Here is a 12,244-nt window from a genome sequence, read left to right as displayed (position 1 = left end):
CTCAGGTACACACGGCACCACCGACCCAAGGGAACGACCATGGGAAAGCTTGACGGCAAGGTCGCGGTCATCACCGGCGGCACCACCGGCCTGGCGCTGGCCGGCGCGAAGCTGTTCGTCGACGAGGGAGCGCACGTCTTCATCACCGGCCGCCGCCAGGAGGCCCTGGACGAGGCCGTGAAGCAGATCGGCCGCAACGTCACCGGCGTCCAGGGCGACGCCGCCGACCTGGACGACCTGGACCGCCTGTACGACACGGTCAAGCGGGAGAAGGGCAGCCTCGACGTGCTGTGGGCCAGCGCCGGCGGCGGCGAGCCCGCCCCGCTCGGCGAGATCACCGAGGCCCAGTTCGACACCTGGTTCGGGCTCAACGCCCGCGGCACCCTGTTCACCGTCCAGAAGGCCCTCCCGCTCTTCAACGACGGCGGCTCCATCCTCATGACCGGCTCCAACGCCTCCCTCGGCGCCTTCCCCGGCTGGAGCGTCTACGCCGGCAGCAAGGCCGTCCAGCAGGCCTGGGCCCGAATCTGGCTCAACGAACTCAAGGACCGCCGCATCCGCGTCAACGTCCTGACCCCCGGCCAGGTCGCCACCGCCAAGCAGGAAGAACTCTTCGACGAGGCCACCAGGCGCCAGTTCGAGTCCCTCATCCCCCGCGGCCAGATGGGCCGCCCCGACGAAATCGCCACCGCCGCCCTCTTCCTCGCCTCCGACGACTCCAGCTACGTCAACGGCATGGAACTCGTCGCCGACGGCGGCACCACCGCCATCTGAACCGCACAACACACTTAGGGCAGGAAGGACATCTCATGAGCAACATCAGCATCATCGGCACCGGGAACATGGCCCGCACCATCGGCACGCGGGCGGTGGCGGGCGGCAACACCGTCGAGGTCATGGGCCGTGATCAGGCCAAGGCCGCTGACCTGGCCAAGGCTCTCGGCGGCGGCACCACGACGGGAGAATGGGGCACCGCTCCGGCCGGGGACATCGTCATCGTGGCCCTGCTGTACGACGGTGTCGTGCCGGTCGTCGCCGAGTACGTAGACGCTCTCGCGGGCAAGGTCATCGTCGACATCAGCAATCCCTTCAATTCCACGTTCGACGGGCTGGCTCACCGCGAGGAGACCTCGATCGCGCAGGAAGTCGCCAAGGTCGCCCCGGTCGGCGCCAGCGTGGTGAAGGCGTTCAACACCGTCTTCCGTCATGTCCTGGAGAAGGGGCGGCCCGACGTCTTCATCGCCGGCGATGATGCGCAGGCCAAGGCAAGTGTGGAGGCGTTCATCGAGACCCTCGGGCTGCGCCCGCTGGACGTCGGCGGCCTGAGAATGGCGCACTGGCTGGAAGGAGCGGGCCTGGTCACGGTGGGCCTCGCCAACCACGGGGTGGGGAACTTGGACTTCGCCCTCAGCATCACCGAACTTCCCGTCTGAGCAAACGGTTGACGGATTACCGAAAGGAGAGCGCCCACCGCGGAGCCCGCCGCCGCATCACGGCGACGGGCAGTAAGCGGCACCGACCAGAACAGCGGGGACAGCCCGCGCCGGTCTGCGGCGGTGAGCTTCCCGGCCCGCTGCGGTCGCGGAGGACCGCCTGGAGAAGCTGGGTGTTGATCAGGACCAGGCTGGACTGCAGGAGACAGGAGATGGAGTGCGAGCATGGAGACCTCGGCGTGCTCGCGGCCGTAGAAGATCTTGTCGTTGGTGGAGTTCCGGCTCTCGACGACCTGCAGTCCGCCGTTGATCTCGCGGCGGAGAGTTCTCGGCTTCAGGAGTTCGAGACCGTGACCGGGGCGTGTACCGGTGGTTCTGGATATCGGTGAGGCCTCTCCGAAGCGTCGGAGGGGCCTCACCTGGTCATGCGGTCAGATCCGTACCGACTCCGTCCGTCGGGTTCGAGGCTGCCGGGGGTGTCGGTCAGAGGTCGGTCGGCGGCAGGCTTCTCAAGGGCCGGGCGGCTGGGGCTGTCCGGGTTGGTTCCGGAGCATCTGCGGCGATCAGCCGGCTGTTCTCGACCGTCAGCCGCTGGTTGACGTTGCGGAGTGCCTGCATGGCGGTCTCTGCTTGGCGGCCGGCTGCGAGTGCGGCGTCTCGTTGCTCGCGCAGTTCCTCCATCCCCGTGTCGCGCAGCGAGCGGGCGCCCAGGCCGTCGCGGAGGCGGGCGCCCCGTAGGCGTGGTCGGCCAGACGTCTCATCAGCGATCCAACCTCGCTGTCTTGGTTGGGGCGATGAGGACTCGTCGAGGGGGAACTGCTGTCGGGCGGCCGACGCGATTTTCGGTGTTCGGGCAGGGCGGAGACCAGCGCGGTGGTCTGGTTCTCCAGGGTCTTTCGGGTCGTAGGCCGTCAGGGTTTGCCGGTCAGCCGGCAGGACGGTGTAGTGCGGCCATGCGATGGCCGGGGCAACGATCAGGTCGGTTGCCGCCGGTCTGGGGATCAAGAACTGCTGACGTTCGGCGGTCAGCCCGCCCCCTTGTGGATACCGCGTGCCTCCGGTGATACCGCGGCCGACGGCCAGCCGTCAGCCCCTACGACACCACGAGTTCAACCTCAGGAGCCAGTGGTGGGTGGCGGCGATGCGGCGCGGGGGCGATGGGCTCGAACGTCCACGGGGCGTCCATCGGGATCGCGAGCTGTCATCGTCCACTGCGTGGGCAGTGTCTCGATCTGTCCGACCGGCCACCCGGCGCTCAGGATTTGTTCGCGGACCTCACACAGTTGCGCGTATGTTCCCACGCGTAGCCCCCATCCCGCCCTGCTCAGGGGGTCGAGATCAGTGGTGGGAGCGGTAGCGGTTTCCACGATCATCAGGTGGTCGTCCCCGCCGACGTCGATGACTGCGATCCGAGGATCAGAAGAGGTTGCAGCGCGCTCGAATGCGAGCGCCGCTCCGAGCAACTCCGTGTAGTACGTCACGAGCCGATCGAGGTCGGTCGTGGACAGGGTCAGATGGTTGATTCCGAGGAGATCGGGCATGGTTGGCCAACTCTAGTGCTGCTCCGCGTTGGTTCGTGGAGGGGTGTTGTAGAGGCTGCTGCAGCTATTTGATCGCGTTGTGGTGTCTGGTCGGGCACGATGTCGGGCATGGACCCGGACTTGCCTGTAGTGAGAGTCAGCTTGTGGCGGGCGGACGCGGTGGTCCTGTTCGACTGGTTGATGAGCGTGGACCTCGACGCGGTCCCGATCGAGCATCCTGCGCAGAAACAGGCCCTGGTGGACCTGCTGGGTCGGTTGGAGATGGACACCGACGTTCCTGGCGTAACGGTCGAGGAGATCGCTGCGGCGCGAGCAGATGTCGCCAAGGGCATGGGCTGGTGACCGGCGATCTCACCGCGCTCGGGACACGGCGGGTGCCGGACCGGCTTGCTGATCCCGGCTGGCGCCGTGGCGAGTCAGGCTGCCTTGAGTGGGGTGCCCTCGTAGGTCCAGCGGTAGGGCTTGGCGGTGTCGTTGTGTCTGATCACGTAGCTCTCCAGCTTGTCGATCAGGTCGTCGCGGCCGCTGCGGATCACCGCACACCACCCCACCGGCGCCGCCAAGACCGGACCGCTCGTGCCATCGGCTGCTGCACGGCCATGGCGGCGGTTCACCGCAGGTGGCGCAGGGCGGCGGGCTGTCCGCCGGGCGGAGGCGCTCATGGCGTGCCCGGTCCGGTCAGCGGCGCCTGAGACGGCAGTGTGCTCGGTGCCACCCTGGGGCGGACTGGCGGCGGCCACTGGCACCAGCTCGCCCCGGGTAGCTGCTCGGATCGGCCCAAGTAGCCCCTGAACGGCTTCGATCGAGCGCGCGTTTCACAGAAGTCGCACGTGCCACCTCCATCGACACCGCAGATACGTAACGCGAGCCTGTTGCCGAACCCGGAACACACGCCGCCCTGACCGATGCCGGAGCGTGTCAGTGGGAAGACGCGCCGGACAAATACTCCCGATGCATCCGAGGCGTCGATTTCCGCTGCCCGATGGACTTCTGACTGCATGTGGCGCCCGAAATGACGGAATCAACTCCCGAGCATCGGACACCCGGCGGGACCGCCGCGCACCGGTGAAAGCGTCCAGGCAGTGCCCAGGTGAGCTACACCGGTGACCTCGAGGGTGGAGGCAGCGAACCGTCATCCTGGCCTGCCGATGACCTGGCGGCGCAGGAAGAGGTTCATGGCGCTCATGGTCAGCACTGTCTGGCCGTGCTGGTTGAGGACCTCGATGCCGGTGGTGACGAGGCCGCGATCCGGTTTGGAGCGCGAGACGCGGGCGTCCCGGACTGTTGCCCGCAGGGACAGCCTGTCGCCGGGCCTGACCGGCTGGACCCAGCGCAGTTCGTCGATGCCGGGTGAGGCCAGGCTCGCCACCTTGCTGACGTAGTGGTCGACATACATCCGCATCGTGACGGAACAGGTGTGCCAACCGCTGGCGATGAGACCGCTGAACGGTCCCTGCCGGGCTGCCTGTGGATCGTTGTGGATGCTTTGCGGGTCGAACTCGTCTGCGAACCGGAGGATGTCCTCCCTCGTCATGGTGATGCTGCCGTAGACATACACCGCACCCGGTGCGTAGTCCTCGAAGTACCGGTCCTCGATCGGGGTGGCGAAGTCGGTGTCGCTCAGGATCGTAGTGGTGCCTGTCGTCATGCGCGGCGCCGAAGCGGCCGTCGGCTGTTGAGATCCGGTCCGGTCGCATGTGTTCGCCGCATTCGCTGCCTCACCGCCGCTGTTCATCCGGCCGCGAGGTCTTCCAGGGCATCGCGCTCCAGGGCGGCCGAGGCGGCGACGACGCCGCCCATGATGGCGCCGCTGACGCCGGCCGATGCCACGTCCTGGCCGGTGAGCAGGAGGCCGGGGACGTGAGTGTGGGCACCAAGGTCACGCAGGGCGAACCGCTGCGGAGTATGGGCGAGAGACATGAAGTCGCCCCTCTCCCGGCCGAGGAAGTGGTTGAAGCTGAGCGGCGTCGCCAGCTCGGTGTGGTCGATGCGGCCCTCCAACTGGGGGCAGAAGCGGAAGACCTGGCCCAGCAGTTCTTCGGTCAACCTTTCCTTGAGGCGCTCATAGTCGGCGCCCCGGCGCATCCATGCGCTTCCCGCGTACGGCTCGAACAACGACCAGGTGGTCAGCCCCGCGATGTCGATGGTGGTGCGCCCCGGATAGCGGCTTTCCCACGACGGGTCCTTCACGGACGGGAAGGTGATGAAGTACGTCGGCATGGCGCGGTGCTCGGGGTCGGCCTCGAACGCGGCTATGTCACCGTCGATGTCAGGTCCGGCGTGCGCCCAGATGTTGGCCGCATCCAGGTCGAGCCGGTCACCGGATTCCCGGATCCCGATGTTGAGCATGACGTACGTCTGTGAAGGGCCGACGGCACGCAGGGACTCGACGAGCCGGGCGGCTTCGGGAGCCCCGTCCGGAACCAGCCGGGTCAGGGTGTTGAGCGCACCGGCGTCGCTGATGACCAGCGGCGCCCGGAAGCTCCTTCCGTCCGCCATGAGGACGCCGCGGGCCGAACCCTTGTCGTCCAGCGTGACCCTCTCGACCTCCGCGGAGATCAGTACGGATCCTCCGGCCGCGGTGATGACGTCGGTCGCTGTCTCCGCGAGTCGTGCGGAGCCTCCGACGGGGAAGTTCGCGCCGTTGATGTAGTGGCGGATGAGCATGGCGTGCATGCCGAACGAGGCGCGGCCGGGGGCGAGGGAGTAGTCGCCGTAGTGGCCGCTGAGCACGGCGCGCAGCTCCGCGTCGTCGGTGAGGTCGGTGAGCACCTCGGTGACCGTGTGGTCCGCGTACGAGCGGAAGGGTGCGGCCAGGTCGTCGTAGAGAGCGTCTCCCGCGGAGTGCGGCAGACTGCGGTGGGCCAAGTAGGGGCGAGCCGCGCGGTTCGCCGCGTGGACCAGGTCGACGTACTGGTCGATGGCCCCGGACTCGTGGGGAAAGTACTCCTTCATCCGGTCCTTGAACCGCTGGGCACCGGACCGGTACTCGTACTCCCGGTCCCCGATGAAGACCCGGTTGTACACGTCCGGCATGGGAGCCCACTCCAGCTTGCCGCCGCTGATGTGGTCGAAGATCCGGCGCAGGCCGCTGGTGGGCCGGTGGACGTCGCCCATGTAGTGGAGCCCGGCGTCCCATTCGTATCCGGCGCGCCGGAACGTTTGGGTGGCGCCTCCCGCCGTCGAGTGCTTCTCCAGCACGAGCACCCGTTGTCCGGCCCGGGCCAGGAAGGCGGCTGTGGTCAGACCGCCGATCCCCGATCCGATGACGATCGCGTCCCAAGCCTGGCCGACCGTACTGCGGTGGTAGCTCTCACCGATGCTCACGTGGTGACTCCTCAACTGGCTTCGGAAAACAGTAGTCAGCATACGGAGGCGGATAGACTCGCAGCAACCAGGAGAGGAAGACGTGAGCGACGCAGCCGAAGCAGCGACTGGGGGCCACCCGGAGCGGTGGGAACGGGACGCGTGGGACATCGAACCCGACTCGATCAACCTCGCCCTGCGGTCCCTCAGCCCCCGGACCACGGGTGTGATCATCAGGGAGGCCTTCTACGGCACACGCCGCTTCGACGACTTCGAGCGCCATTGCGGCATCAGCCCGAGCGTGCTGTCCGCCCGCCTGCGGGACCTCGTCGCCGACGGCGTCCTGGAGAAGACCCGCTACCGGGCTCCCGGTGCGCGTGGACGTGACGAGTACCGCCTCACCGACAAGGGTCGCAGCCTGCTGCCCATCCTGATCGCCCTCAACGACTGGGCCGAGCGGTGGATCGTCCCGGACGGCGCCTCCACGATCTCCTTGCTCCACCACGACTGCGGCAGCCCGGTCCACACCGTGGTGACCTGCGCCTCCGGACACGAGATCACCGCGCCCAGTGAGGTCACAGCGGCACCGGGTCCGGGGGCGAAGACCGCTTCCGCGTCCGACTAACGGTCAGGCTGGTCACACACGAGCCTGAATCCGAAGAGCCATCGTCACCGGAGGCGCCTGCGCGCCGCGCCGTGACGGCTCGTCCGTCCTGCGCCATCTCGGGCATCAGCATCGGTCGGTGATGTAGGCGTCGGCGATCTCGCGGAGGCGGGCGGCCCCGAACGAGGGGCCGTGGCCCGGGCGGCAGACGGTGACGGGCAGGTCCCGCAGGCGGGCCATGGTCGTGACGTATCGAGCGGGGTCGGCTCCGTGGATGTCGTCGAGGAGCTGGTCGTCGTGGATGACGTCGCCGGAGAAGAGGGTGCCGGTGTCGGGGTCGAACAGGCCGATTCTGCCTGGGCTGTGGCCGGGAAGGTGCAGGACGGTGAAGCGCCGGTCGCCGAGGTCGATGACGTCTCCATCTTCGAGGGTCTGACTGACTGGGGTGCCGCGGAGACGGCAGGCGGAGGGCGGAACTGGCGACCTAGTGCTGCCCGCGCAAGTTCGTGGAGGGGTGCTGGGGATGGTCAGGCGGGGGTGTCGAGATAGAGGCCACCGGCGCAGTTGAGGCAGTCTTCGGGACTGCCGGAGGGCAGCGCTGCGGGCAGGAAGTTGTCCTGGTAGCCGCCCCGGCTTGCGAGGTAGAGGGCGAAGCCCCAGGTGGGGAGTGCGCCGGTGAAGCGTAGGCGGCACAGAGGTAGTTCTTCCCCGTCCTTCAGCTCGGCTGCCACGTAGGCGAATCCGGCGCGGAAGCGGACGTCGATCCGGGCCAATTGCGGCCAGCGTGCCTGGGCGTGGGTGTTCAGACGCTGGCGCAGGTGGTGCTGCATCGATTCCGGGGGGTTCTTCGGCACGGGCCCGTCCTGCCGGGTGTGGCACCCGTCCGCCATGATCGTCTGCCGTGCAGGGTGAAGGACGGGTGGGGACGGCGGTCACGGTGGTGCTCGATCGGGAGGTCCGCGAGCGGCTGATACGGACGGTCTGTTCGTCGAAGTCCCAGGTGCGGGCGGTGCTGCGGGCCCGGATCGTGCTCGCGGCGGCGGACGGGCGGGCCAACGGCGCGATAGCCCGGGAACTGGCGGTCAGCGTGAACACGGTGCGCAAGTGGCGGGGCCGGTTCGCCGCCGGCGGCCCGGACGGGCTGCGGGACGCCGGGCGGTCGGGACGGCCGAGGATCTACGGGCCCGACGTGCGAGTGGCGATCGTGGTCACGGCCACCAGCGCACCGCCGCATCCCGAGGCGACCTGGTCGCACCGGACCATCGCCGCGCAGGTTGCGGTGACCTGCTTCGCGCCGGTCTCAGCCTCACAGGTCGGGCGGATCCTGGCGGATCTGGACCTGAAGCCGCACAAGGTCCGCGGCTGGCTCACCCGCCGCGACACTCCCGGCTTCTGGGAACGCGCGGCGGACGTGTGCGCCCTCTACCTCGACCCGCCCCAGGGCGCGGTGGTGCTCTCGATCGACGAGAAGACTGCGATCGCCGCCCGCTCGCGCCGGTATCCCGGGCGCCCCGCCGCCCCCGGCGTGTTCGCTCGCCAGGAGTTCGAGTACTGCCACCACGGCACCGCTTCCCTCGTTGCCACCTTGGACGTGACCAGCGGCGAAGTACTCACCGAGGTGATCGCCCGCAACGACGCGGTCACCTTCACCGCGTTCCTGGACCAGCTGAACCGGGCCATCGCCCCCGACAAGGAGATCCACGTCGTGCTCGACAACGGCTCCTCCCACACCGCCAGACAAACGAAAGCATGGCTGGCCGCGCACCCGCGCTGGCACGTCCACTGGACCCCGCCGCACGCTTCCTGGCTCAACCAGGCCGAGCTGTTCTTCTCCACCCTGACCCGCCGGGTCCTGCGCAACGGCGACTTCACCAGCTGCGACGACCTGATCGACAAGCTGGAGAGCTACGTGATCAAGCACAACGACACCGCCAAGCCCTACCGCTGGACCTACGAGGGCACCCCACTCAAAGCAGCCTGATCAACGCCCCTCCACGAACTAACGCGGAACAGCACTAGTGCAGCCGCTGGACGACACCTGGGTCGTGATTGAGATGTGGTCACAGCGCCTGGCGTATCAAGGGTGAGTTGGACGGTGGCCTCGTAGCGGACGGCGAGCTTCTCGTAGCGTGTAGCGACGCCTCGGGCCTGCTCAAGGAGCCCGATCCGGCACTCGACCTTGTGCCTGGCCTTGTATCGCTCGCGATCGAACCCCGGCGGGCGGCAACCGGTCGAACCCCGACGAAGACGATGGTCGGCCTGGTCGCGCTTCTCCGGAATGGTGGGCGGGATCTGCCGTCGACGCAGGTACTCGCGGATCTTTCGAGAGGAGTACGCGCGGTCGGCAAGGACATGAGCTGGGCGGGTGCGCGGATGTCCGCCACCGATCCGCGGAACGCGGATGCGGTCCATGACCTCGGTGAACACCGGGGCGTCGGCCCGCTGTCCAGCGGTGACCACAGCGGCCAGGACGTGAAAGGAGGCGTCGGCTGCCAGATGAATCTTGGTCGTCAGGCCACCGCGCGAGCGGCCGAGTGTCTGGTCGTCGGGCTCGGCAGATCGTGGAATCGACCGATACCTCCCACTCAATGTGCCCAGCAGCATCGGCCTTGACCTGTAGTTCCTTCAAGGGCCGGGCCCAGATGCCGTCGATCTGCCAGTGACGGAACAGCGTGTAAGCGGTCTCCCATGGGCCGTACCGCTCGGGTATGTCCCGCCAGTGCGAGCCAGTGCGAGCACTCCACCAGATCCCGTCGAAGACCTGCCGCCGATCCCGTGGCGGCCGGCCCATCTTCGCGACTGGCGGCAACAGACGCTCCAGCCGCGCCCACTGTTCGTCCGTCAGATCGCCACGAGCCATCCCAAGATCGTTCCACGGCCTTGGTCAACATCTCAAACAGGCCCTAGAAGTCTGTCGCGGCGCTGAAGCGGGGCCGTCTGTGGGCCGTCGAAGGGCGGCCCACAGTGACCAACAACGACCAACGACGACCGTTCGAGCCCACGTCAGCGCTGCGCCGACGTCGATCGAGCGACGTCACGCCAGGTCAGCGTCACTTCCTGCGCAATAAGCGGCAGGAGTGGGAGGAGTACCGCTCCGAGGTGACGGCTTTCGAGCTGCGGAAGTCTCTGCCGGTTCTGTGAGGGGCCTGTACGGCGGGCTCAGCCGGCCGCCTCCAGGACCGGCCCTGCTCAACCGTGACGTGGATCTTGGTCGTCAACTACGCCCTGCAGAACGTGATCAACCACGACCAAGATCCGCCCGCTCACACAACCGACCTCAGGCCCTGCGCAGATCGCCCCGAGGACGGCGGTTGTGCTGCCCTCGGCGCTCGATCGGGGATCAGCGGCGGGTTTCGATCTTCAGGTCGCCTGCGGTCACCTTGCGGATGTGGTCGCTGGCGAGCAGGTCGTGCGGGTAGCCGAGTCCGATCGTGCCGGCCTCGTCGAGGCGGGTCAGTTGGGCGGTGGTGAAGTCGATCTCCAGGGCGCCCAGATTGTCCTCCAGCTGCGCGGGGGTGCGGGCGCCGATGATCGGGGCCGTCACGTCCGGGTTCCGCAGGGTCCAGGCCAGACCGACCTGGGCGGGTGTGCGGCCCAGGTCCGTGGCGACCTCTTTCACGACATCGGCAAGGGCGAGGTTGCGTTCGGTGAGCGTGCCCAAGGCGAGGTTGAAGCTCTTGCGGGTGCCGTCGTCGGATGCGGCGTTCGTCCCGGTCAGGTCGTCGCGGCTGTACTTGCCGGTGAGCACCCCGCCGGCCAGGGGTGAATACGGGATCACACCCAGCCCCATCTCGCGTGCCATGGGGATCAGGTCACGTTCCCCGGTGCGCTCGATCAGGTTGTATTCGATCTGCAGCGCGACCAGCGGCGACCAGCCGCGCAGGTCGGCGATCGCCTGCATGCGCGACACCTGCCAGGCCGGGGCGTTACAGATCGCCACGTACAAGATCTTGCCCTGCCGGACCAGATCGTCCATGCCGCGCAGGATCTCCTCGACCGGTGTCGTGAAATCCCACACGTGCAGGTAGAGCAGATCGATGTAGTCCGTATTGAGCTGTCGCAGACTCGCTTCCACCGAAGCGAAGAGGCTCTTGCGGTGACTGCCCCCGGAATTCGGGTCGCCGGGCCGGCGCAGCGTCGTGTATTTCGTTGCCAGCACCAGGCTTTCGCGGTTGTCGCGGGTGAATTCGCCCAGCAGGCGCTCGGAGCTGCCGTAGGTGTAGGTGTTGGCGGTGTCGATGAAGTTGCCGCCTCGCTCGACATAGAGGTCGAACAGCTTGCGTGCCTCGTCCTGCTCGGCGCCCCAGCCCCACTCGGTGCCGAAGGTCGCCGCGCCCAGCGCCAGCGGTGAGACCCGCAGCCCGGAGCGGCCCAGCAGCCGGTAGGTGTCGAGGGTGAGCGACATGGTGTCCTCCTGTGCTCGTGATCCGTTGCCGAGCACAAGGCTGTGACCGCCGCGAGCCGGGGGTAAGGGATGGACGTTCCTGGGAACGCCGGTCCTACCCTGGCTGTTGGACCGGACATGACGACCCACACCGTGGACACCACACAGGAGCTGGCCGCGTTCCTGCGGACCCGGCGCGAACGGCTGGATCCGCACGATCTCGGTCTGCCGTCGCGTCGGCAGGCCCGGCGGACCCCGGGACTGCGCCGCGAAGAGGTCGCTGAACTGGCCGGGGTCAGCGTCGACTACATCGTGCGGCTGGAACAGGGCCGCGGGCTGCGACCCTCGGCGGACGTGGTGGAGGCGCTGGCCCGGGCGCTGCACCTGGCCCCCGTCGAACGCGCCTACCTCTTCAACCTGGCCCAGCAGCGCCCCCGCAACGCCGACAAGCCCGCCACCACCGCGGCGCCGCCGCTGGCCCGGATGGTCGCCGACCTGTCGCCGCTACCGGCCATGCTGATGAACCACCGCTACGACATCCTGGCCTGGAACCGCGAAATGACGAGGCTGCTCCTGGATTTCGACACCCTGCCTCCGGCGCGGCGCAATGCGATCTGGCTGTGCCTGATGCATCCGGAGATACGCGAGTTCTACGTCGACCGGGAACGTGTCGTGCGGGAGGGAATCGCGCACCTGCGCGCTGCGTGGGCCGCGCATCCGGAAGATCGGGCGTTGACCGACCGCATTGCCGAATTCATCACTCGCGACGAGGAATTCGCGCGATTGTGGGCCGAGCGGGACATCAAGGTCAATGGTCGCGGGCGCAAGATGATGCGGCATCCTGACGTCGGCGTGATCGCGGCGCATTTCGAAGTGCTGGTGCCGCTTCATGATCCGGATCAGCGGTTGGTGATCTTTCGCGCCGCGGACGAGGAGAGCCGGTTGGCGTTGGACGGGTTGTGCGCACGACCGTAGG

Annotated in this window: 12 protein-coding genes and 2 pseudogenes; 7 read left to right on the top strand and 7 right to left on the bottom strand. The window is 67.9% G+C overall.

Annotated features, from left to right (window positions below; genetic code table 11):
- Window positions 1–39: 39 nt before the first annotated feature.
- On the top strand, window positions 40–774 hold the full coding sequence (locus QQY66_RS13270) for an SDR family NAD(P)-dependent oxidoreductase (protein WP_301979481.1): 735 nt from the start codon (window positions 40–42) through the stop codon (window positions 772–774).
- Window positions 775–809: 35 nt separating this feature from the next.
- On the top strand, window positions 810–1,433 hold the full coding sequence (locus QQY66_RS13265; protein ID WP_301979479.1) for an NADPH-dependent F420 reductase: 624 nt from the start codon (window positions 810–812) through the stop codon (window positions 1,431–1,433).
- Between the two features lie 1,115 nt (window positions 1,434–2,548).
- Here QQY66_RS13265 and QQY66_RS13260 read toward each other — a convergent pair.
- Window positions 2,549–2,974 carry a VOC family protein gene (locus QQY66_RS13260; RefSeq protein WP_301979478.1) on the bottom strand — a complete coding sequence of 142 codons (426 nt, stop codon included), beginning with the start codon at window positions 2,972–2,974 and terminating at the stop codon, window positions 2,549–2,551.
- A gap of 108 nt (window positions 2,975–3,082) precedes the next feature.
- On the opposite strand from QQY66_RS13260, the gene QQY66_RS13255 reads away from it, so the two are divergent.
- Window positions 3,083–3,316 (top strand): hypothetical protein, encoded by a 234-nt coding sequence (locus QQY66_RS13255; RefSeq protein ID WP_301979477.1) that lies wholly within the window; start codon window positions 3,083–3,085, stop codon window positions 3,314–3,316.
- 790 nt (window positions 3,317–4,106) lie between these two features.
- Here the strand turns inward: QQY66_RS13255 and QQY66_RS13250 are convergent.
- Window positions 4,107–4,622: a MaoC family dehydratase gene (locus tag QQY66_RS13250; protein WP_301979475.1), complete on the bottom strand. Its 516-nt coding sequence runs from the start codon at window positions 4,620–4,622 to the stop codon at window positions 4,107–4,109.
- An 83-nt stretch (window positions 4,623–4,705) separates the two neighbouring features.
- Window positions 4,706–6,301: an NAD(P)/FAD-dependent oxidoreductase gene (locus tag QQY66_RS13245; protein WP_301979474.1), complete on the bottom strand. Its 1,596-nt coding sequence runs from the start codon at window positions 6,299–6,301 to the stop codon at window positions 4,706–4,708.
- Between the two features lie 82 nt (window positions 6,302–6,383).
- Here QQY66_RS13245 and QQY66_RS13240 point away from each other — a divergent pair, with 82 nt between their 5' ends.
- The gene (locus QQY66_RS13240; RefSeq protein ID WP_301979472.1) at window positions 6,384–6,905 is read left to right on the top strand and encodes a helix-turn-helix domain-containing protein; all 522 of its coding nucleotides are present in this window, start codon (window positions 6,384–6,386) and stop codon (window positions 6,903–6,905) included.
- A 105-nt stretch (window positions 6,906–7,010) separates the two neighbouring features.
- On the opposite strand, the gene QQY66_RS13235 is transcribed toward QQY66_RS13240, so the two are convergent.
- On the bottom strand, window positions 7,011–7,409 hold the full coding sequence (locus QQY66_RS13235; protein ID WP_301987290.1) for an MBL fold metallo-hydrolase: 399 nt from the start codon (window positions 7,407–7,409) through the stop codon (window positions 7,011–7,013).
- Between the two features lie 2 nt (window positions 7,410–7,411).
- Complete coding sequence (locus QQY66_RS13230; RefSeq protein ID WP_301987766.1) at window positions 7,412–7,738, bottom strand: hypothetical protein; 327 nt, start codon at window positions 7,736–7,738, stop codon at window positions 7,412–7,414.
- 47 nt (window positions 7,739–7,785) lie between these two features.
- On the opposite strand from QQY66_RS13230, the gene QQY66_RS13225 reads away from it, so the two are divergent.
- Window positions 7,786–8,865, top strand: coding sequence for an IS630 family transposase (locus QQY66_RS13225; protein WP_301979471.1), 1,080 nt, complete (start codon window positions 7,786–7,788; stop codon window positions 8,863–8,865).
- A 104-nt stretch (window positions 8,866–8,969) separates the two neighbouring features.
- Here QQY66_RS13225 and QQY66_RS13220 read toward each other — a convergent pair.
- Window positions 8,970–9,744, bottom strand: a pseudogene (locus QQY66_RS13220) (IS5 family transposase); the annotation flags it as partial.
- Window positions 9,745–9,938: 194 nt separating this feature from the next.
- On the opposite strand from QQY66_RS13220, the pseudogene QQY66_RS13215 reads away from it, so the two are divergent.
- Window positions 9,939–10,025, top strand: a pseudogene (locus tag QQY66_RS13215) (glutamine synthetase); the annotation flags it as partial.
- A 199-nt stretch (window positions 10,026–10,224) separates the two neighbouring features.
- Here the strand turns inward: QQY66_RS13215 and QQY66_RS13210 are convergent.
- A complete protein-coding gene (locus tag QQY66_RS13210; protein ID WP_301979469.1) occupies window positions 10,225–11,289 on the bottom strand; it encodes an aldo/keto reductase in 1,065 nt (354 codons plus the stop codon).
- A 117-nt stretch (window positions 11,290–11,406) separates the two neighbouring features.
- Between QQY66_RS13210 and QQY66_RS13205 the strand changes: the two genes are divergently transcribed.
- Window positions 11,407–12,243, top strand: a complete 837-nt coding sequence (locus tag QQY66_RS13205) for a helix-turn-helix transcriptional regulator (protein WP_301979467.1) — start codon at window positions 11,407–11,409, stop codon at window positions 12,241–12,243.
- Window position 12,244 lies beyond the last annotated feature (1 nt).

The organism is Streptomyces sp. DG2A-72 (assembly GCF_030499575.1).
GTDB lineage: Bacteria > Actinomycetota > Actinomycetes > Streptomycetales > Streptomycetaceae > Streptomyces.
The sequence above is the reverse complement of the archived record's forward strand: the minus strand, read 5'-3'. Positions and strand labels throughout refer to the sequence as shown.